Below are 20,586 nucleotides of genomic sequence, written 5' to 3' on the forward strand. Positions count from 1 at the left end.
GAAGGGCGGTCCCCCGGCTTTCCCCGGGACCCCCGTTCAGACCACGACAGAGCCCCTTGTCTCGCTGATGCGAGGGGCACAACCCTGAGAGGGATTGACGAGAGTGCTCGACGTCAACTTCTTCGACGAGCTGCGAATTGGCCTGGCCACCGCCGACGACATCCGTCAGTGGTCGCATGGCGAGGTCAAGAAGCCGGAGACCATCAACTACCGCACCCTCAAGCCGGAAAAGGACGGACTCTTCTGCGAGAAGATCTTCGGCCCCACCCGGGACTGGGAGTGCTACTGCGGCAAGTACAAGCGCGTCCGCTTCAAGGGCATCATCTGTGAGCGCTGCGGCGTCGAGGTGACCCGCGCCAAGGTGCGCCGTGAGCGGATGGGCCACATCGAACTGGCCGCCCCCGTCACCCACATCTGGTACTTCAAGGGCGTGCCCTCCCGTCTGGGCTACCTCCTCGACCTCGCCCCGAAGGACCTGGAGAAGGTCATCTACTTCGCCGCCTACATGATCACGTGGGTGGACGAGGAGCGCCGTGCCCGCGACCTGCCGTCGCTGGAGGCCCACATCTCCGTGGAGCGCCAGCAGATCGAGCAGCGCCGCGACGCCGACCTGGAGGCCCGCGCCAAGAAGCTCGAGTCGGACCTGGCCGAGCTGGAGACCGAGGGCGCCAAGGCCGACGCCCGCCGCAAGGTGCGCGAGAGCGCCGAGCGGGAGATGAAGCAGATCCGCGACCGCGCCCAGCGCGAGATCGACCGCCTGGACGAGGTGTGGAACCGCTTCAAGAACCTCAAGGTCCAGGACCTGGAGGGCGACGAGCTGCTCTACCGCGAGCTGCGCGACCGCTTCGGGACCTACTTCGACGGCTCGATGGGTGCCGCGGCGCTGCAGAAGCGCCTGGAGACCTTCGACCTGGAGGAGGAGGCCGAGAAGCTCCGGGAGATCATCCGGACCGGGAAGGGCCAGAAGAAGACCCGCGCGCTCAAGCGCCTCAAGGTCGTCTCCGCCTTCCTGAACACCCGCAACAGCCCCAAGGGCATGGTGCTGGACTGCGTCCCGGTGATCCCGCCGGACCTGCGCCCGATGGTGCAGCTCGACGGTGGCCGCTTCGCGACCAGTGACCTGAACGACCTGTACCGCCGCGTCATCAACCGCAACAACCGCCTGAAGCGGCTTCTCGACCTCGGCGCGCCCGAGATCATCGTGAACAACGAGAAGCGCATGCTCCAGGAGGCCGTCGACGCGCTGTTCGACAACGGCCGTCGCGGTCGGCCGGTGACCGGTCCGGGCAACCGCCCGCTGAAGTCCCTCAGCGACATGCTGAAGGGCAAGCAGGGTCGTTTCCGTCAGAACCTGCTCGGCAAGCGAGTCGACTACTCGGCGCGTTCCGTCATCGTCGTCGGCCCGCAGCTGAAGCTGCACCAGTGCGGTCTGCCCAAGGCCATGGCGCTGGAGCTCTTCAAGCCGTTCGTGATGAAGCGCCTGGTGGACCTCAACCACGCGCAGAACATCAAGTCGGCCAAGCGCATGGTCGAGCGCGGCCGCACGGTCGTGTACGACGTGCTCGAAGAGGTCATCGCCGAGCACCCGGTGCTGCTCAACCGTGCGCCGACCCTGCACCGTCTGGGCATCCAGGCCTTCGAGCCGCAGCTGGTCGAGGGCAAGGCCATCCAGATCCACCCGCTCGTGTGCACCGCGTTCAACGCGGACTTCGACGGTGACCAGATGGCCGTGCACCTGCCGCTGTCCGCGGAGGCCCAGGCCGAGGCCCGCATCCTGATGCTGTCCTCGAACAACATCCTCAAGCCGGCCGACGGCCGTCCGGTCACCATGCCGACCCAGGACATGGTGCTGGGCCTGTTCTTCCTCACCACCGACGAGGTGGAGGGCGAGGTCAAGGGCGAGGGTCGGTCCTTCAACTCGGTCGCCGAGGCGATCATGGCGTTCGACGCCAAGGAGCTGTCGCTCCAGGCGAAGGTCGACATCCGCTTCCCGGTCGGCTCGGTCCCGCCCCGCGGCTGGACCCCGCCGGCGCCCGAGGAGGGCGAGGCCGAGTGGCAGCCCGGAGACCCCTTCCGGCTGCGGACCACCCTGGGCCGTGCGCTCTTCAACGAGCTGCTGCCCGAGGACTACCCGTTCGTCGACAACACCGTGGGCAAGAAGCAGCTCTCCGGGATCGTCAACGATCTCGCCGAGCGCTACCCGAAGGTCGTCGTCGCGGCGGCGCTGGACAACCTCAAGTCGGCCGGTTTCCACTGGGCGACCCGTTCCGGCGTCACCATCGCGATCTCCGACGTCGTGGTCCCCGAGGCCAAGAAGGAGATCATCGCGCGGTACGAGGCCCAGGACGAGAAGGTCCAGAAGCAGTACGAGCGCGGTCTGATCACGAAGGACGAGCGGTCCCAGGAGCTCATCGCCATCTGGACGAAGGCGACCAACGAGGTCGCCGAGGCCATGGCGGAGAACTTCCCGAAGACCAACCCGATCTTCATGATGGTCGACTCGGGCGCGCGCGGAAACATGATGCAGATGCGCCAGATCGCCGGTATGCGTGGTCTGGTGTCCAACGCCAAGAACGAGACCATCCCGCGGCCGATCAAGGCGTCGTTCCGCGAGGGTCTGTCCGTGCTGGAGTACTTCATCTCCACGCACGGTGCCCGTAAGGGTCTGGCGGACACCGCGCTGCGCACCGCCGACTCGGGTTACCTGACCCGTCGTCTGGTGGACGTCTCCCAGGACGTGATCATCCGCGAGGAGGACTGCGGCACCGACCGCGGCCTGCGTCTGGTGATCGCCTCCAAGGACTCCGAGGGTGTGCTGCGCAAGGCGGACAACGTCGAGACCAGCGTCTACGCCCGCTGCCTCGCCGAGGACGTCGTCGTCGACGGCAAGGTGCTGGCCCCGGCCGGTACCGACCTGGGCGACGTGCTGATCGAGGAGCTGATCCAGCACGGCGTGGAGACGGTCAAGACCCGCTCGGTGCTCACCTGCGAGTCCGCCGTCGGCACCTGCGCCATGTGCTACGGCCGCTCGCTGGCGACCGGCAAGCTGGTGGACATCGGCGAGGCCGTCGGCATCATCGCCGCCCAGTCCATCGGTGAGCCCGGCACCCAGCTGACGATGCGCACCTTCCACACCGGTGGTGTGGCCGGTGACGACATCACGCAGGGTCTGCCGCGTGTCGTCGAGCTGTTCGAGGCCCGTACGCCCAAGGGTGTCGCCCCGATCTCGGAGGCGGCGGGCCGCGTCCGGATCGAGGAGACCGAGAAGACCAAGAAGATCGTCGTCACCCCCGACGACGGTTCCGACGAGACCTCCTACGGCGTCTCCAAGCGCGCCCGTCTGCTGGTCTCCGAGGGCGACCACGTCGAGGTCGGCCAGCCGCTGACCGTCGGTGCCACCAACCCGCACGACGTGCTGCGCATCCTCGGCCAGCGCGCGGTCCAGGTGCACCTGGTGGGCGAGGTCCAGAAGGTCTACAACTCGCAGGGTGTGTCGATCCACGACAAGCACATCGAGATCATCATCCGGCAGATGCTGCGCCGCGTGACGATCATCGAGTCCGGCGACGCCGAGCTGCTGCCCGGTGAGCTGGTGGAGCGTTCGAAGTTCGAGGCCGAGAACCGCCGCGTCGTGGCGGAGGGCGGCCAGCCGGCTTCCGGACGTCCGCAGCTGATGGGTATCACCAAGGCCTCGCTGGCCACCGAGTCGTGGCTGTCGGCGGCGTCCTTCCAGGAGACGACCAGGGTCCTGACCGACGCGGCGATCAACGCCAAGTCGGACTCCCTGATCGGCCTCAAGGAGAACGTCATCATCGGTAAGCTCATCCCGGCCGGTACGGGTCTGTCCCGCTACCGCAACATCCGGGTCGAGCCGACCGAGGAGGCCAAGGCGGCGATGTACTCGGCCGTCGGTTACGACGACATCGACTACTCGCCCTTCGGCACGGGCTCCGGCCAGGCGGTTCCGCTGGAGGACTACGACTACGGTCCGTACAACGGCTGAGGCCGGCGACACGGTCCTGTGACGCCCGCGGGGCGGTCCCCTTTCCGGGGGCCGCCCCGCGGTGTCGTTACCGTCCGGAACTCCCCAAGGCGCGCGAACGTCATGGATGATGGGGGAAGTCCGGAGCGGGGAGGTGAGGCCGGTGTCGTACCAGCCGTGGGGCAGGCACGGGCTGCCGGGGCAGGCGGGTCCGGGGTCGCATCCGCCGCAGGTTCCGCAGGTGTCGCACCAGATGTCGCAGATGCCGATGATGCGGGCGTCCCACGCGGACCGCGAGCGCACGATCGACGTGCTCAAGGCCGGCTTCGTCGAGGGGCGGTTGGGCAAGGCCGAGTACGAGCAGCGGCTGACCCGTGCCCAGCAGGCACAGACGTACGGGGAGTTGCACGCGCTCATCGCCGATCTGCCGCAGGGGCCGATGGCGGTGCCCGCTCCCGCGCCGCAGCAGTACCCGCAGCCGTACCAGCCGGCGGTGCCGCGCACCTTCCTGCCGCCTCCTCCGCAGACCAACACCTCCGCCACCGCGGCCATGATCTGCGGGGTGCTCACGCCCTTCTACGGGATCACCGCCATCCCCGCCGTGATCCTGGGGCACAAGGCGCGCGCGGAGATCCGGCGCACCGGGGAGAAGGGGGACGGACTGGCCATGGCCGGGCTGGTCCTGGGCTGGTTGGCGATCGGATTCGGCGTGCTGATCGCGCTGGTGGTGATACTGGCCGCCCAGGGGTAGTCGGAGAGGCCGGAGAACGGCTCTCGACGGGTCTTCGGGCCCCCGCGCGGCCCCGAGACGAAGGGCCCGCGGAGAGGGTCGTGGAGGGGCCGTGGAAGCGCCCTGGGCGCTCTTCCCCTTCCGCGTCGTGCCCACTACGGTGGCATGGGCATTTGTTTTGACCGGAGCCGATGCGGTAGGTACGCTCTGACCTTGTGCCTGGGGTATCCCCTGCGCTCTCGTGTGCGCCAAGACGCCGCGGGAAGTGAAGACGGGGACACCGAAATCTGCATGCTTCTCACCCAGAGGGCCCCGTGCTGACGGGAGTGTGCAGCCTTCGACACGCCCGACCGCGTGGGTCGGCGAGTGGCCCGGGTTAGTTGTACCGAGACTGGCACACAGAAACCGGAGAAACGGTGCCTACGATCCAGCAGTTGGTCCGCAAGGGCCGGCAGGACAAGGTCGAGAAGAACAAGACGCCCGCACTCGAGGGTTCGCCCCAGCGCCGCGGTGTCTGCACGCGCGTCTTCACCACCACCCCCAAGAAGCCGAACTCGGCCCTGCGCAAGGTCGCGCGTGTGCGTCTGACCAGCGGTATCGAGGTCACCGCTTACATTCCGGGTGAGGGCCACAACCTGCAGGAGCACTCCATCGTGCTCGTGCGTGGTGGCCGTGTGAAGGACCTGCCGGGTGTTCGCTACAAGATCATCCGCGGCTCCCTCGACACCCAGGGCGTCAAGAACCGCAAGCAGGCTCGCAGCCGCTACGGCGCCAAGAAGGAGAAGTAAGCATGCCTCGTAAGGGCCCCGCCCCGAAGCGACCGGTCATCGTCGACCCGGTGTACGGCTCTCCTCTGGTGACCTCCCTCATCAACAAGGTGCTCCTGAACGGCAAGCGCTCCACCGCCGAGCGCATCGTGTACGGCGCCATGGAGGGCCTGCGTGAGAAGACCGGCAACGACCCGGTCATCACGCTCAAGCGCGCGCTCGAGAACGTGAAGCCGACCCTCGAGGTCCGCTCCCGCCGCGTCGGTGGCGCCACCTACCAGGTTCCGGTCGAGGTCCGCCCCGGCCGTTCCTCCACTCTCGCGCTGCGTTGGATCGTGGGCTACGCCCGCGCGCGTCGTGAGAAGACCATGACCGAGCGTCTGATGAACGAGCTGCTCGACGCCTCCAACGGCCTCGGCGCCGCCGTGAAGAAGCGCGAGGACACTCACAAGATGGCCGAGTCCAACAAGGCCTTCGCGCACTACCGCTGGTAGTCGCTTCCCCATCGAGAACCGAGAGAAGACTGAGCCTTATGGCTACCACTTCACTTGACCTGGCCAGGGTCCGGAACATCGGGATCATGGCCCACATCGACGCGGGCAAGACGACCACCACCGAGCGGATCCTGTTCTACACCGGTGTGAGCTACAAGATCGGTGAGGTCCACGACGGCGCTGCCACCATGGACTGGATGGAGCAGGAGCAGGAGCGCGGCATCACCATCACGTCGGCGGCCACGACCTGTCACTGGTCGCTCGACGACGTCGATCACACCATCAACATCATCGACACCCCGGGCCACGTCGACTTCACCGTCGAGGTGGAGCGTTCGCTGCGCGTGCTCGATGGTGCGGTGACGGTGTTCGACGGTGTGGCCGGTGTCGAGCCGCAGTCCGAGACGGTGTGGCGTCAGGCGGACCGCTACGGCGTTCCGCGCATCTGCTTCGTCAACAAGCTCGACCGCACCGGCGCGGACTTCTTCCGCTGCGTCGACATGATCGTGGACCGCCTCGGTGCGCAGCCGCTGGTCATGCAGCTCCCGATCGGTGCCGAGGCCGACTTCAAGGGCGTCGTGGACCTGGTCCGCATGAAGGCCCTGGTGTGGTCGGCCGAGGCCGCCAAGGGCGAGATGTACGACATCGTCGACATCCCGGCCGAGATGGCGGAGCAGGCCGAGGAGTGGCGCGGCAAGCTGCTGGAGGCCGTGGCCGAGAACGACGAGGAGCTGATGGAGCTGTACCTGGAGGGCGAGGAGCTCTCCGAGGAGCAGCTGTACGCGGCGATCCGCCGCATCACCATCAACTCCGGCAAGGGCGGCGGCACCACCGTCACCCCGGTGTTCTGCGGCACCGCGTTCAAGAACAAGGGCGTCCAGCCCCTGCTCGACGCGGTCGTGCGGTACCTGCCGTCCCCGCTGGACATCGAGGCGATCGAGGGCCAGTCCCCGGCCGACGCCGACGAGGTGGTCAGGCGGAAGCCCTCCGACGAGGAGCCGCTCGCCGCTCTGGCGTTCAAGATCATGAGCGACCCGCACCTCGGCAAGCTCACCTTCGTCCGGGTCTACTCGGGCCGCCTGGAGTCCGGCACCCAGGTGCTGAACTCCGTCAAGGGCAAGAAGGAGCGCATCGGCAAGATCTACCGGATGCACGCGAACAAGCGTGAGGAGATCGACAGCGTGGGCGCCGGCGACATCATCGCCGTCATGGGTCTGAAGCAGACCACCACGGGCGAGACCCTCTGCGACGCGGCGTCTCCGGTGATCCTGGAGTCCATGGACTTCCCGGCCCCGGTGATCGAGGTCGCCATCGAGCCGAAGTCCAAGGGCGACCAGGAGAAGCTGGGTGTCGCCATCCAGCGTCTGGCCGAGGAGGACCCGTCCTTCCAGGTCAAGACCAACGAGGAGACCGGGCAGACCATCATCGCCGGCATGGGCGAGCTGCACCTCGAGGTGCTGGTCGACCGGATGAAGCGCGAGTTCAAGGTCGAGGCCAACGTCGGCAAGCCGCAGGTGGCCTACCGCGAGACCCTGCGCAAGGCCGTCGAGAAGGTCGACTACACGCACAAGAAGCAGACTGGTGGTTCCGGCCAGTTCGCGAAGGTGCAGATCGCGGTCGAGCCTCTCGAGGGCGACGGCTACGAGTTCGTCAACAAGGTCACCGGTGGCCGCATCCCGAAGGAGTACATCCCCTCCGTGGACGCGGGCTGCCAGGAGGCCATGGAGTTCGGCGTGCTGGCGGGCTACCCGCTCACCGGCGTGCGGGTGACGCTGCTCGACGGCGCCTACCACGACGTCGACTCCTCCGAGATGGCGTTCAAGATCGCCGGTTCCATGGCCTTCAAGGAGGCCGCCCGCAAGGCCAGCCCGGCCCTGCTGGAGCCGATGATGGCCGTCGAGGTCACCACGCCCGAGGAGTACATGGGCGACGTGATCGGTGACATCAACTCCCGCCGTGGCCAGATCCAGGCCATGGAGGACCGCGCCGGGGCCAAGGTCGTCAAGGGCCTGGTTCCGCTGTCGGAGATGTTCGGCTACGTCGGTGACCTGCGCAGCAAGACCTCCGGTCGCGCGAGCTACTCGATGCAGTTCGACTCCTACGCCGAGGTTCCCAAGAACGTCGCCGAGGAGATCGTGGCGAAGGCCAAGGGCGAGTAGCGCACGTTTCGTGGCGCTATCCACCCATTAGGCTGGAGCACAACAAGGCATTCGGGGTGCCCGCCGTCGGGCCGCACAGGTCCGGCGGCGGGGGCCCCGGCGCCCCGCCCCAGAAGCGAAACGGTCAAGGGCGTCCCCCTCGGGGTCCTGACCGGTTCGGCACGACCACCTGAACCCTTCCGCAGAGCGCGGGGGAGTACAGCACCAGTCCACAGGAGGACCCCAGTGGCGAAGGCGAAGTTCGAGCGGACTAAGCCGCACGTCAACATCGGCACCATCGGTCACATCGACCACGGTAAGACCACCCTTACCGCGGCGATCACCAAGGTGCTGCACGACGCCTACCCCGACCTGAACGAGGTCTCGGCGTTCGAGAACATCGACAAGGCTCCTGAGGAGCGCCAGCGCGGTATCACCATCTCCATCTCGCACGTCGAGTACCAGACGGAGAGCCGCCACTACGCCCACGTCGACTGCCCGGGTCACGCGGACTACATCAAGAACATGATCACCGGTGCTGCCCAGATGGACGGCGCCATCCTCGTGGTCGCCGCCACCGACGGCCCGATGCCGCAGACCAAGGAGCACGTGCTCCTGGCCCGCCAGGTCGGCGTCCCCTACATCGTCGTCGCCCTGAACAAGGCCGACATGGTGGACGACGAGGAGATCATGGAGCTCGTCGAGCTCGAGGTCCGCGAGCTGCTCAGCGAGTACGAGTTCCCGGGTGACGACGTTCCGGTCGTCCGCGTCTCGGCGCTGAAGGCGCTCGAGGGCGACGAGAAGTGGGCGCAGTCCGTCCTCGACCTGATGAAGGCCGTCGACGAGTCCATCCCGGAGCCCGAGCGCGACGTCGACAAGCCGTTCCTGATGCCGATCGAGGACGTCTTCACCATCACCGGTCGCGGTACGGTCGTCACCGGCCGTATCGAGCGCGGTGTCCTCAAGGTGAACGAGGAAGTCGAGATCATCGGCATCAAGGAAGAGAAGACCAAGACCACGGTCACCGGCATCGAGATGTTCCGCAAGCTGCTCGACGAGGGCCAGGCCGGTGAGAACGTCGGTCTGCTGCTCCGCGGCATCAAGCGCGAGGACGTCGAGCGCGGCCAGGTCATCATCAAGCCGGGTTCGGTCACCCCGCACACCGAGTTCGAGGCCACGGCCTACATCCTGTCGAAGGACGAGGGTGGTCGCCACACCCCGTTCTTCAACAACTACCGTCCGCAGTTCTACTTCCGGACCACCGACGTGACCGGTGTCGTGTCCCTCCCCGAGGGCACCGAGATGGTCATGCCGGGCGACAACACCGCCATGACCGTCCAGCTGATCCAGCCGGTCGCCATGGAGGAGGGCCTGAAGTTCGCCATCCGCGAGGGTGGCCGGACCGTCGGCGCCGGCCAGGTCACCAAGATCATCAAGTGACCCGGTTCGCCGCCGTCTGACAGGCGGCTCGCCGGCCTCGGCCGGTGAAGGGGCCCGCACGACATCGTGTCGTGCGGGCCCCTTCCGCGTTTCCGGGCTTCCGTCCCCGGCGCCGGGGCGGTCGTTTCCCCGGCCGTCGGGCCGCGGCGGGCGCCGGCGCCGGCTCCTCCGCACGGTCGGCGCGGTCCGCCCGGTCCGGCGGCGAGTCCCCGTCTCCCACCATTCCTGACGCGCCGCCACCGGCGACGGCCGTCCATCCCGCCGTACCCCGGCGGAAGTGGCCGGCTAGGATCGCCGGACCGATCACGATCCACGAGGGGGAGACATGCGCAAGACGGTCACCGGGTTGGCCCTCGTCGCGGCGACCGCCCTGCTGACGGGCTGCGGCGGCGACGGCGGGGACAAGGGAGCCGAGGCGGGGAAGAAGGACGGCGCCGCGGCGTCCGCCGGGCCCTCGGCCGGCGAAGGGCGGCAGGACGAGGAGTCGCGGGAGTCGTCGGGCGGAGCCTCGGAGGGCTCCTCCGGGGGCGGCGCCGACGGGTCCAAGGGCGGCGAGGTCACGCGCGAGGTGACCCTCGAAGTCGACGGGGACGGGAAGACGCAGGTCCACTACACGGCGGGCACCGACAAGACCGAGCAGGTCACGCTCCCGTGGAGCAAGACGGTCGAGCTCTCCCTGACGCCCGCCGAGCAGAAGGTCGGCGTCCTGGTGACGATCGTGCCGGGCTCGGTGATGGGCGAGAACGGGCAGTTCACGGCCGCGTCGTGCGTCATCAAGGTCGACGGCGAGAAGGTCGACGACAACGGGAACGGCAAGGACGTCTCCGGCTGCACGTACAAGGTGAAGTAGCGGACGTTCCCGGCGCAGGGCGCCCGGTTCCCCCCACTTCGGCGCCCTGGGGAACCGCGGGGAGGGTGCGGGGCGACCGTCGGGGACGGTCGACGGTGACGACGTGCACCTGCCGTCGGCGGGCACGGGCGGCGGGGCTTTCAGAAGGGGAGGGCGAGCTCGGCCCAGACCGTCTTGCGGGGCGTCGGCCCGATCTCCACACCCCAGCGGTCGGCCAGCGCCTCGACCAGCAGCAGCCCGCGTCCGCCCTCCGCGTCGTCAGGCGCCGGCGGACGGGGGACGGCGGGGAGGCGGTCGCCGCGCGCGTCGGCCACCTCGACGCGGAGGGTGCGGTCGTCGGTGACGCGCAGCCCGAGCCGGAAGTCCCGTCCGAGCACGCGCCCGTGGAGGACGGCGTTGTTGGCCAGCTCGGCGACGATCTGCGCGGCCGGCTCGGTGGGCAGTCCCCAGGCGGCCAGGTGCGCCGTGGTGAGGAGCCTGGCGAGACGGGCGCCCCGGCGGGTGGGGGAGAGCAGCACGGCGAACTCGCGGACGAGGGCGGAATCTTCGGCTCGGGTGATGTCTGGACTCACGTCACGCAGCGTGTCCGTTCCGTGGCGGAGCCGGCCAGTGCCGACATGCGGTCAGCGGACGGTTGTCGAATCGCGTCCCCGCCCGTGCGGCTCTGTGCGGTGCGGCGTGCCGGGTGCGACGTGCCACGGGCCGTCTTGGGCGTCACGACGGCGGACGCGCCACCGCGATGAACGCCCCGATCACGAGCGGGAAGGCGACCGCCGGCAGCAGGACGCCGGCCGAGCCGGTCGAGGCGCTCGCCCGGGAACTCGGCGGCGGGTCCACGATCCGGTCGGAACGCGAAGGGGTGAAGACCAGCCGCGCGACGCGGAACGGGCCGATGGCCCTCGGCAGGCCGGAATCCCGCTCCGAACGCGGTGCCGGTCGTGATGGTGTCCCGCCGGGATTCGGTCCGGGCCGGGCCGTGTCCTCGAAGGAGAAGCCGGACGCGCCGGCGCCCTGTGGGACGGGACGAACAGGACCGGGAGTTCGGGGCGTCTGGAAACAGAAGAGTGGAATTTCCGGTTCGGGTGATTTTCTGCTTCTCATCACCCAGAGTCCCCATTGATCGCTTAGCGTTACGGGTGATGGTGTTCGCGTGCGGGGCGGTTGTGCGAATGCGGGCCCTTTTTGTGCGGCCTGTGCGAGGTGACGGGCCGGGGCGGACGCCGTTGGACACGGGCACGGATGGAGGGGTTGGTGCAGATGAGCGTGGACAACGAAGGCACGGCACGCAAGGACCACACGACGGACGGCGCGGACGGCGCCTCCTGGGGAGCCGAGTGGGACGACGAGTACGCCCCGGTGGTGAGGGCCGCCGGCCGTCAGATCAAGCTGTGGCGGGAGGCGGCCGGGCTGACGCAGGAGGAGTTGGGCCAGGCCATCGGCTACAGCCTGGGCATGGTCTCGGCGGTGGAGCGGGCCAGGCGGCTGCCGCACCCGGAGTTCCTGGCGAAGGCGGACGAGGTCCTGGGCGCGGGCGGCAAGCTCGTGGCGATGAAGGAGGACGTGGCGGAGGCCCGGTACCCGAAGAAGGTCCGGGACTTGGCGAGGCTGGAGGCCGAGGCCACCGAGATGGGCTCCTACAACAACCACAACATCACTGGTCTGCTCCAGACGGAGGAGTACGCACGGGCGCTGTTCAGCATGCGCCGCCCGGCTCACTCCGAGGACGACCTCGAACGGTACGTGTCAGCACGTCTGGCACGGCAGGAGATCTTCACACGGAAGCCCACTCCCACGCTGACCTTTGTCCAGGAAGAGGTGACGCTCCGGCGCCCGCTCGGAGGCAGAATGATCCTGCGACGTCAGCTCGAACACCTGCTGGAAATCGGCCAGTTGCGGCATGTCGAGATCCAGGTGATGCCGACGGACCGTGAGGACCATGCCGGGATGGGAGGCCAGCTCCACGTGCTGAAGCTCAGGGACGGCACAGCGGTGGGCTACTCCGAGGCACAACTCAACACCCGCCTGGTCTCCGATCCCAGGGAGGTTCAGCTCCTTGAGTTGCGGTACGGGATCATCCGGGCCCAGGCTCTCAGCCCACGGGAGTCGCTGGCCTTCATCGAGAAACTGCTGGGAGAGATGACATGACCCTCAAGCCCTCTGCCGGAGACGGTTCCGTGCTGGAGTGGTTCAAGAGCAGCTACAGCGGGGCCAACGACAACGACTGTGTCGAGGTCGCCACCACCCCTGGCACCATCCACGTCCGCGACTCCAAGAACGTGCAGGGGCCGCGACTCGTGTTCGCACCGGAGGCGTGGGACAGCTTCGTGTCCCACACGGCGGGTCGCTGACCTCGACCGCCCGCGTCCCGCGCCTGGTGGGTCCGGGCACGGGACGCCCTGCGGTGTGGCCGGTCGGAAGGGCCCATCAGGGTCGTGGACGACCGGGCGCTGCTCCGGTCCCACGGATTTCCCACCCACGGAGTTCGGCCAGCGTCTCGACCGCGTGCGCGATCCGTTCACGGGCGGCGAGGCAGGAGTGGCGCATCTCCTCGGGCGTCGTGCCGCGAAGGAGGCTGCCCGTTCCGTCGATGTAGGACGCCAGGAATCGCGTCTGGGCCTCCTGCTCCAGCCGCTGGAGGTCTCCGACCGGGGAGGACTCCCCGGCCCTGGTGATCACCGCGCGTTCTCCGCCGAGCGTGAAGTCGAAGCCGGACAGGAGGGTTTCCATGGTCTGCCCCGACATCTCGGCCCTCTCGGGGGCGGGGTTCAGGTAGACGGAAAGGGTGTTGACGGCGAGCATCAGCGACTGGGTGGCGTGGAAACCCCGGCTCTCGGTGTCGTCCTCGTCGTCTTCGTCGTCCTCGCAGCCCAGGAGTTCCTCCGCCTCCTCGACGAGGTCGACCACCGCCTCGTCGTCCACCTCGCCGCGGGCGGCGTTCCACCCGAGAGACAGCGCCTCCTCGAACAGTGCGGCCTCTTCCGGCTCTCCCAGGAGTCTGTGGATGCCGCTGCCGCGTTCGGCGCATGCCGCGCAGAAGGCCACGAGTTCCGGATGGGTCACGGTCCGCAGGGTGCGGTACGCCTCGCTGTTGCGCGCCATGGCCGACATCATTCCCTTGCGCCGTGCCTGGGGCGAGACGGAGGCGGGACCGGCCAGGATGCGCCGACGGGGCCGGACGTCCGCCACGCGCTCGCCGTGGCTCCGCTGGTGGTGCTCCTCGCACAGCGGCATGGTCCGTGGCTCCCCGTGCGGGCCTCGTACGCGGCGCGGCCGTTCCTCGCGAAGCCGGGAGCCCCCGTCCCCGTTCGGCGAGCAGGCCGCGACGAACCAGTCCGGCACGCTGTCGGTGGGGAGTCCGTCCTTCTCGAAGTCCGCGGCGACCCCGGGCCCACCGCGGCCGAGCGCACCGAGCGCAGCCGCCCGGCGTACGGAGCCGGGTCGCCGGAGACGTCCACCGCGAACTCGCGGAGGACGAGCGGGGCCGAACCGGCGCCCGGACGGCGTCGAAGACGCTCGAACTCCGCTGCCAGGGGCTCACTGGTGTGCGTCATCGGATGGCTCCCGTGCTTCGTCCCGGTCGGGAGGATCACGGGCGCGGGGGAACATCGCGGAATTCGAGGACACCGATCGTCCAAGGGGGGCGGCACACGCGACACGATCTCTCGAAGGAGTGCGCGCGGAAGCGCGCCGCCCCAGGGCCGCCCGCCCATCGCCTCTCCGTGGTCGGTCCATCGCCCAGGGTCGTGGAGCTTGCCGGGGAAGGGGAAATCGTGGGATCGTCGGCCGATCGACATGCGCGCGGACGGAGCGCCGGCGAGGCGGCGGAGACCGGAACGAGTCGGAGAACGCCGACGGGAGGAAGCCGAAAGTCCGCGGCGGACACACACGGTGTCGATCCGTGACACACCGTCATGGCGCTGTCGGATCGTAGGATCGTGATACCTCTTGTACGGGTTATACAGGGGTATGGACAGGGACACGCGCGGAGGCCCCGTGCGGCTCCGGACGATCGCCCGGGGCGGCGCGGTTGAGCGGGCTCCTCGCGGGGTATCTTCACGGGTCTCGATTGGCGGCCCGCATGGGCCATATGGCACACTGTCCAAGTTGCTCGGTTGAGTGCCGATGCTGCGCGCCTCCCGCCGGGAGGACCGGAAGCGAGTCCCAATGTATTCGTCGCCCCTCATCAGGGGCGGAAGTACGGGAATCTTCCGGGAAGCGTCAGCGGGGTGCCAGCCAGGCGCCCGGTGGGTGTCTTCCCCGGCCGGCGGTCTCCGTACCGCATCCCCCGCACAGGGAAATCCTCAAGGGATATCCATGTCGACAGGGGTGCGACACGCCCGACCGCGTGGGTCGGAGAAGCAGGACCTGCCGGGTCCCAGAGCGTGACGAGAGACAGGACCACGAAGTAGCCATGGCGGGACAGAAGATCCGCATCCGGCTCAAGGCCTACGACCACGAGGTCATCGACACCTCGGCGAGGAAGATCGTCGAGACGGTGACCCGTACCGGTGCGTCGGTCGCGGGCCCGGTGCCGCTGCCCACTGAGAAGAACGTGTACGTCGTCATCAGGTCGCCGCACAAGTACAAGGACTCGCGCGAGCACTTCGAGATGCGTACCCACAAGCGCCTGATCGACATCCTCGACCCGACGCCGAAGACCGTTGACTCGCTGATGCGCCTGGACCTGCCGGCCGGCGTCGACATCGAGATCAAGCTCTGAGAGGCCCGGTAGAGATGACCACCAAGCAGATCAAGGGTGTCCTGGGCGAGAAGCTCGGCATGACCCAGGTCTGGGACGAGAACAACCGTGTCGTCCCGGTCACCGTCGTCAAGGCCGGCCCCTGCGTCGTCACCCAGGTGCGCACCGCAGACAGGGACGGCTACGAGGCCGTCCAGATCGCCTTCGGCGAGATCGACCCGCGCAAGGTCAACAAGCCCCTCAAGGGCCACTTCGCCAAGGCCAACGTGACCCCGCGCCGCCACCTGGTGGAGCTGCGTACCGCCGACGCCGGCGAGTACACGCTCGGCCAGGAGATCACCGCCGAGGTGTTCGAGGCCGGTGTCAAGGTCGACGTGACCGGCAAGAGCAAGGGCAAGGGCACCGCCGGTGTCATGAAGCGCCACGGCTTCGGCGGCCTCGGCGCCGGCCACGGCACGCAGCGCAAGCACCGCTCGCCCGGTTCCATCGGCGGCTGCGCCACCCCGGGTCGTGTGTTCAAGGGCCTGCGCATGGCCGGCCGCATGGGCAACGAGCGGGTCACCACCCAGAACCTGACCGTCCACGCCGTTGACGCGGAGAAGGGTCTGCTGCTCATCAAGGGCGCGGTTCCCGGTCCGAACGGCGGCCTCGTCCTGGTCCGTACCGCGGCCAAGGGGGCCTGAGGTAACCGATGAGCACCATTGACATCCTTTCGCCGGCAGGCGACAAGGCCGGGACCGTCGAGCTCCCCGCGGAGATCTTCGACGCCAAGGTCAGCATCCCGCTGATCCACCAGGTCGTCGTCGCGCAGCTGGCCGCTGCCCGTCAGGGCACGCACAAGACCAAGACCCGTGGCGAGGTCCGCGGCGGCGGCAAGAAGCCGTACCGCCAGAAGGGCACCGGCCGCGCCCGTCAGGGTTCGATCCGCGCTCCGCAGTTCACCGGTGGTGGCGTCGTGCACGGTCCCGTGCCGCGCGACTACTCGCAGCGGACCCCGAAGAAGATGAAGGCCGCCGCCCTGCGCGGTGCCCTCTCCGACCGGGCGCGCCACAACCGCATCCACGTCGTCACCGGCGTGATCGAGGGCGAGACCCCCTCCACCAAGGCCGCCAAGGCCCTGCTCGGCAAGATCAGCGACCGTAAGAACGTGCTGCTGGTCGCCGAGCGGAGCGACGAGGCCGCGTGGCTGTCCGCCCGCAACCTGCCCCAGGTCCACATCCTGGAGCCGGGCCAGCTCAACACCTACGACGTGCTCGTCTCCGACGACGTGGTCTTCACCAAGGCCGCCTTCGAGAGCTTCGTGGCTGGTGCCCCTGTTTCCCGGCGGACCGCCGAGCGCGAAGGGAGCAACGCCTGATGACCGAGGCGACCGTTACCAGCAAGACCTTCACCGAGCCCCGCGACATCCTGATCAAGCCGGTGGTCTCGGAGAAGAGCTACGCGCTGCTGGACGAGAACAAGTACACGTTCGTCGTCGACCCGCGTGCCAACAAGACCCAGATCAAGCAGGCCGTCGAGGCGGTCTTCTCGGTCAAGGTCACCGAGGTCAACACGATCAATCGGCAGGGCAAGCGCAAGCGCACTCGGACCGGCTACGGCAAGCGCGCCGACACCAAGCGCGCCATCGTGACCCTCGCCGAGGGCGACCGTATCGACATCTTCGGCGGTCCGATCTCCTAATCGGAGGTCGAGCCGTCCGATATCGGACGAGGACTGAGAAATGGGTATCCGCAAGTACAAGCCGACGACTCCGGGCCGTCGTGGCGCCAGTGTCGCCGACTTCGTCGAGATCACGCGGTCCACGCCGGAGAAGTCGCTGGTCCGCCCCCTGCACAGCAAGGGCGGCCGTAACAACGCCGGTCGTGTGACCGTCCGCCACCAGGGCGGCGGCCACAAGCGCGCCTACCGCGTGATCGACTTCCGTCGTCACGACAAGGACGGCGTGCCGGCCAAGGTCGCGCACATCGAGTACGACCCGAACCGCACCGCCCGCATCGCCCTGCTCCACTACCTGGACGGCGAGAAGCGCTACATCCTGGCGCCGGCCGGCCTGAAGCAGGGCGACCGGGTCGAGAACGGTCCGGGTGCCGACATCAAGCCCGGCAACAACCTCCCGCTGCGCCACATCCCGGTGGGTACGGTCATCCACGCCATCGAGCTGCGTCCCGGGGGCGGTGCGAAGTTCGCCCGCTCCGCCGGTGCCTCCGTGCAGCTGCTGGCGAAGGAGGGCCGCATGGCCCACCTGCGCATGCCGTCCGGTGAGATCCGCCTGGTCGACGTCCGCTGCCGCGCCACCGTCGGCGAGGTCGGCAACGCCGAGCAGTCGAACATCAACTGGGGCAAGGCCGGCCGTATGCGCTGGAAGGGCGTCCGCCCGACCGTCCGCGGTGTGGTCATGAACCCCGTCGACCACCCGCACGGTGGTGGTGAGGGCAAGACCTCCGGTGGTCGCCACCCGGTCTCGCCGTGGGGCAAGAAGGAAGGACGTACTCGCTCGCCGAAGAAGGCCAGCAACAAGTACATCGTCCGCCGCCGCAAGACGAACAAGAAGCGCTAGGAGGCGGGTTTTCGATGCCGCGCAGTCTCAAGAAGGGGCCCTTCGTCGACGACCACCTGATCAAGAAGGTGGAAGCCCAGAACGAAGCCGGCACCAAGAACGTCATCAAGACCTGGTCCCGCCGCTCGATGATCGTCCCGGCCATGCTGGGCCACACGATCGCGGTGCACGACGGCCGCAAGCACGTCCCGGTGTTCGTCACCGAGTCGATGGTCGGCCACAAGCTCGGCGAGTTCGCGCCGACCCGCACCTTCCGCGGCCACGAGAAGGACGACCGCAAGTCGCGTCGTCGCTGATCTGCGGAACAAGCGAAGACCAATGACCGACACCGAAGGGACAACCATGGAAGCCAGGGCCCAGGCGCGGTACATCCGCGTCACGCCCATGAAGGCCCGCCGAGTGGTGGACCTCATCCGTGGCCTTGACGCCACGGAGGCTCAGGCGGTCCTGCGTTTCGCCCCGCAGGCCGCGAGCGTGCCCGTCGGCAAGGTGCTCGACAGCGCCATTGCCAACGCCGCGCACAACTACGACCACACGGACGTCGACAGCCTGTACGTCTCCGAGGCGTACGTCGACGAGGGTCCGACCCTGAAGCGGTTCCGTCCGCGCGCCCAGGGCCGCGCCTACCGGATCCGTAAGCGGACCAGCCACATCACGGTGGTCGTCAGCAGCAAGGAAGGAACCCGGTAATGGGCCAGAAGATCAACCCGCACGGGTTCCGGCTCGGCATCACCACGGACTTCAAGTCCCGCTGGTACGCCGACAAGCTGTACAAGGACTACATCAAGGAGGACGTCGAGATCCGCCGCCTGCTCACGCAGGGCATGGAGCGGGCCGGCATCTCCAAGGTGGAGATCGAGCGCACCCGTGACCGCGTTCGCGTCGACGTTCACACCGCCCGTCCGGGCATCGTGATCGGCCGCCGCGGCGCCGAGGCGGAGCGCATCCGCGGTCGGCTGGAGAAGCTGACCGGCAAGCAGATCCAGTTCAACATCCTCGAGGTCAAGAACCCGGAGACGGACGCTCAGCTGGTGGCCCAGGCCGTCGCCGAGCAGCTGTCCTCCCGCGTCTCCTTCCGCCGTGCGATGCGCAAGTCGATGCAGAGCACGATGAAGGCCGGCGCCAAGGGCATCAAGATCCAGTGCAGCGGTCGTCTCGGCGGCGCCGAGATGTCCCGCACCGAGTTCTACCGCGAGGGTCGCGTCCCCCTGCACACCCTCCGGGCCAACATCGACTACGGCTTCTTCGAGGCCAAGACGACCTTCGGCCGGATCGGTGTGAAGGTCTGGATCTACAAGGGCGACGTCAAGAACATCGCCGAGGTCCGCGCCGAGAACGCCGCCGCCCGCGCCGGCAACCGCCCGTCGCGCGGTGGCAGCGACCGTCCGCGCCGCGGTGGCGAGCGCGGTGGCCGCGGCCGCAAGCCGCAGCAGGACCGGACCGAGGCTCCCAAGGCCGCCGAGGCGAACACCTCCGCTCCGGCTGCCGAGAGCACCGGCTCTGCCGGAAAGGAGGCCTGACCGTCATGCTGATTCCCCGCAGGGTCAAGCACCGCAAGCAGCATCACCCGAAGCGCAAGGGCATGGCCAAGGGTGGCACCGAGGTTGCTTTCGGCGAGTACGGCATCCAGGCCGTGACCGGCGCCTACGTGACGAACCGGCAGATCGAGGCCGCTCGTATCTCCATGACGCGTCACATCAAGCGTGGCGGCAAGGTGTGGATCAACATCTACCCGGACCGCCCGCTGACCAAGAAGCCCGCCGAGACCCGCATGGGTTCCGGTAAGGGTTCGCCGGAGTGGTGGGTCGCGAACGTCAAGCCCGGTCGGGTGATGTTCGAGCTGTCCTACCCGAACGAGAAGATTGCTCGTGAGGCGCTCACCCGCGCTGCTCACAAGCTTCCGATGAAGTGCCGGATCGTTCGGCGCGAGGCAGGTGAGTCGTGATGGCGGCCGGTACCAAGGCGAGCGAGCTGCGTGAGCTGAGCGACGAGGAGCTCGTCGTGAAGCTGCGCGAGGCCAAGGAGGAGCTGTTCAAGCTCCGTTTCCAGGCGGCGACCGGACAGCTGGAGAACAACGGTCGGCTGAAGGCCGTCCGCAAGGACATCGCCCGGATCTACACCCTGATGCGGGAGCGCGAGCTCGGCATCGAGACGGTGGAGAGCGCCTGATGAGCGAGACGAATGTGACTGAGACTGCGAAGAACAAGCAGCGCGGCTTCCGCAAGACCCGCGAGGGTCTGGTCGTCAGCGACAAGATGGACAAGACCGTCGTCGTCGCCGTCGAGGACCGCGTCAAGCACGCCCTGTACGGCAAGGTCATCCGCCGTACGAACAAGCTCAAGGCGCACGACGAGCAGAACGCCGCGGGTGTCGGCGACCGTGTCCTCCTGATGGAGACCCGGCCGCTGTCCGCGACCAAGCGCTGGCGCGTCGTCGAGATCCTCGAGAAGGCCAAGTAATTCCCGAGATCCCTCCTCGGGACGAGTTCCGCCAGGCTCGGCGAGGTGCGTGTGTCGCACACGCACCCGCCGGGAACCGGCAGACGATCAGGAGATAGACGTGATCCAGCAGGAGTCGCGACTGCGCGTCGCCGACAACACGGGAGCGAAGGAGATCCTTTGCATCCGTGTTCTCGGTGGCTCCGGCCGCCGCTACGCGGGTATCGGTGACGTCATCGTCGCCACCGTCAAGGACGCGATCCCCGGTGGCAACGTGAAGAAGGGCGACGTCGTCAAGGCCGTCGTCGTGCGCACCGTCAAGGAGCGCCGCCGCCCGGACGGCTCGTACATCCGCTTCGACGAGAACGCGGCCGTCATCCTCAAGAACGATGGCGACCCCCGCGGCACCCGTATCTTCGGCCCGGTGGGCCGTGAACTGCGCGAGAAGAAGTTCATGAAGATCATCTCCCTCGCGCCGGAGGTGCTGTAAC

At 68.2% G+C, this 20,586-nt stretch carries 23 protein-coding genes; 21 read left to right on the forward strand and 2 right to left on the reverse strand.

Annotation, left to right across the window (positions count from 1 at the left end; translation table 11 throughout):
* Positions 1–103 precede the first annotated feature (103 nt).
* From ABD335_RS19220 to ABD335_RS19250, 7 genes are all read left to right on the forward strand, one after another.
* Complete coding sequence (locus ABD335_RS19220) at positions 104–4,003, forward strand: DNA-directed RNA polymerase subunit beta' (protein ID WP_344324832.1); 3,900 nt, start codon at positions 104–106, stop codon at positions 4,001–4,003.
* A gap of 250 nt (positions 4,004–4,253) precedes the next feature.
* The gene (locus ABD335_RS19225) at positions 4,254–4,733 is read left to right on the forward strand and encodes a DUF1707 and DUF4190 domain-containing protein (protein ID WP_344325676.1); all 480 of its coding nucleotides are present in this window, start codon (positions 4,254–4,256) and stop codon (positions 4,731–4,733) included.
* Between the two features lie 395 nt (positions 4,734–5,128).
* On the forward strand, positions 5,129–5,500 hold the full coding sequence (rpsL, locus tag ABD335_RS19230) for a 30S ribosomal protein S12 (RefSeq protein ID WP_003948652.1): 372 nt from the start codon (positions 5,129–5,131) through the stop codon (positions 5,498–5,500).
* A gap of 2 nt (positions 5,501–5,502) precedes the next feature.
* Positions 5,503–5,973, forward strand: a complete 471-nt coding sequence (rpsG, locus tag ABD335_RS19235; RefSeq protein ID WP_344324835.1) for a 30S ribosomal protein S7 — start codon at positions 5,503–5,505, stop codon at positions 5,971–5,973.
* A gap of 38 nt (positions 5,974–6,011) precedes the next feature.
* Complete coding sequence (fusA, locus tag ABD335_RS19240; RefSeq protein ID WP_344324838.1) at positions 6,012–8,132, forward strand: elongation factor G; 2,121 nt, start codon at positions 6,012–6,014, stop codon at positions 8,130–8,132.
* A gap of 225 nt (positions 8,133–8,357) precedes the next feature.
* Positions 8,358–9,551: an elongation factor Tu gene (gene tuf, locus ABD335_RS19245; RefSeq protein ID WP_344324841.1), complete on the forward strand. Its 1,194-nt coding sequence runs from the start codon at positions 8,358–8,360 to the stop codon at positions 9,549–9,551.
* Positions 9,552–9,876: 325 nt separating this feature from the next.
* On the forward strand, positions 9,877–10,401 hold the full coding sequence (locus ABD335_RS19250; protein ID WP_344324844.1) for a hypothetical protein: 525 nt from the start codon (positions 9,877–9,879) through the stop codon (positions 10,399–10,401).
* A gap of 140 nt (positions 10,402–10,541) precedes the next feature.
* Here ABD335_RS19250 and ABD335_RS19255 read toward each other — a convergent pair whose 3' ends face one another.
* A complete protein-coding gene (locus tag ABD335_RS19255) occupies positions 10,542–10,973 on the reverse strand; it encodes an ATP-binding protein (protein WP_344324847.1) in 432 nt (143 codons plus the stop codon).
* Between the two features lie 685 nt (positions 10,974–11,658).
* Between ABD335_RS19255 and ABD335_RS19260 the strand changes: the two genes are divergently transcribed.
* Both ABD335_RS19260 and ABD335_RS19265 read left to right on the forward strand, forming a co-directional pair.
* On the forward strand, positions 11,659–12,546 hold the full coding sequence (locus ABD335_RS19260; RefSeq protein WP_344324850.1) for a helix-turn-helix domain-containing protein: 888 nt from the start codon (positions 11,659–11,661) through the stop codon (positions 12,544–12,546).
* On the forward strand, positions 12,543–12,749 hold the full coding sequence (locus ABD335_RS19265; RefSeq protein ID WP_344324853.1) for a DUF397 domain-containing protein: 207 nt from the start codon (positions 12,543–12,545) through the stop codon (positions 12,747–12,749). The genes ABD335_RS19260 and ABD335_RS19265 overlap by 4 nt, the downstream gene beginning before the upstream one ends.
* A 76-nt stretch (positions 12,750–12,825) precedes the next feature.
* Here ABD335_RS19265 and ABD335_RS19270 read toward each other — a convergent pair whose 3' ends face one another.
* The gene (locus ABD335_RS19270) at positions 12,826–13,632 is read right to left on the reverse strand and encodes a hypothetical protein (protein WP_344324855.1); all 807 of its coding nucleotides are present in this window, start codon (positions 13,630–13,632) and stop codon (positions 12,826–12,828) included.
* A gap of 1,180 nt (positions 13,633–14,812) precedes the next feature.
* Here ABD335_RS19270 and rpsJ point away from each other — a divergent pair.
* From rpsJ to rplN, 12 genes are all read left to right on the forward strand, one after another.
* Positions 14,813–15,121, forward strand: a complete 309-nt coding sequence (gene rpsJ / locus ABD335_RS19275) for a 30S ribosomal protein S10 (RefSeq protein ID WP_344324857.1) — start codon at positions 14,813–14,815, stop codon at positions 15,119–15,121.
* A 14-nt stretch (positions 15,122–15,135) separates the two neighbouring features.
* Positions 15,136–15,783 carry a 50S ribosomal protein L3 gene (rplC, locus tag ABD335_RS19280; protein ID WP_344324860.1) on the forward strand — a complete coding sequence of 216 codons (648 nt, stop codon included), beginning with the start codon at positions 15,136–15,138 and terminating at the stop codon, positions 15,781–15,783.
* 8 nt (positions 15,784–15,791) lie between these two features.
* Positions 15,792–16,457 carry a 50S ribosomal protein L4 gene (rplD, locus tag ABD335_RS19285; protein ID WP_344324863.1) on the forward strand — a complete coding sequence of 222 codons (666 nt, stop codon included), beginning with the start codon at positions 15,792–15,794 and terminating at the stop codon, positions 16,455–16,457.
* Positions 16,457–16,780, forward strand: a complete 324-nt coding sequence (gene rplW / locus ABD335_RS19290; RefSeq protein WP_344324866.1) for a 50S ribosomal protein L23 — start codon at positions 16,457–16,459, stop codon at positions 16,778–16,780. Before rplD ends, rplW begins: the two co-directional genes overlap by 1 nt.
* Positions 16,781–16,820: 40 nt before the next feature.
* Complete coding sequence (gene rplB, locus ABD335_RS19295) at positions 16,821–17,657, forward strand: 50S ribosomal protein L2 (RefSeq protein ID WP_344324869.1); 837 nt, start codon at positions 16,821–16,823, stop codon at positions 17,655–17,657.
* 14 nt (positions 17,658–17,671) lie between these two features.
* The gene (gene rpsS, locus ABD335_RS19300) at positions 17,672–17,953 is read left to right on the forward strand and encodes a 30S ribosomal protein S19 (RefSeq protein WP_344324871.1); all 282 of its coding nucleotides are present in this window, start codon (positions 17,672–17,674) and stop codon (positions 17,951–17,953) included.
* 46 nt (positions 17,954–17,999) lie between these two features.
* The gene (gene rplV, locus ABD335_RS19305) at positions 18,000–18,347 is read left to right on the forward strand and encodes a 50S ribosomal protein L22 (protein ID WP_037733110.1); all 348 of its coding nucleotides are present in this window, start codon (positions 18,000–18,002) and stop codon (positions 18,345–18,347) included.
* Positions 18,347–19,177: a 30S ribosomal protein S3 gene (gene rpsC, locus ABD335_RS19310; RefSeq protein WP_344324874.1), complete on the forward strand. Its 831-nt coding sequence runs from the start codon at positions 18,347–18,349 to the stop codon at positions 19,175–19,177. Before rplV ends, rpsC begins: the two co-directional genes overlap by 1 nt.
* 5 nt (positions 19,178–19,182) lie before the next feature.
* The gene (rplP, locus tag ABD335_RS19315; RefSeq protein ID WP_031510592.1) at positions 19,183–19,602 is read left to right on the forward strand and encodes a 50S ribosomal protein L16; all 420 of its coding nucleotides are present in this window, start codon (positions 19,183–19,185) and stop codon (positions 19,600–19,602) included.
* Positions 19,602–19,826, forward strand: coding sequence for a 50S ribosomal protein L29 (rpmC, locus tag ABD335_RS19320; protein WP_031510591.1), 225 nt, complete (start codon positions 19,602–19,604; stop codon positions 19,824–19,826). Before rplP ends, rpmC begins: the two co-directional genes overlap by 1 nt.
* Entirely contained in the window at positions 19,826–20,116 is a 291-nt protein-coding gene (rpsQ, locus tag ABD335_RS19325; protein ID WP_324916471.1) for a 30S ribosomal protein S17, read from the forward strand. Before rpmC ends, rpsQ begins: the two co-directional genes overlap by 1 nt.
* A gap of 100 nt (positions 20,117–20,216) precedes the next feature.
* On the forward strand, positions 20,217–20,585 hold the full coding sequence (gene rplN, locus ABD335_RS19330; RefSeq protein ID WP_055718836.1) for a 50S ribosomal protein L14: 369 nt from the start codon (positions 20,217–20,219) through the stop codon (positions 20,583–20,585).
* Position 20,586 lies beyond the last annotated feature (1 nt).

It is taken from the genome of Streptomyces macrosporus (genome assembly GCF_039533145.1).
Taxonomy (GTDB): domain Bacteria; phylum Actinomycetota; class Actinomycetes; order Streptomycetales; family Streptomycetaceae; genus Streptomyces; species Streptomyces macrosporus.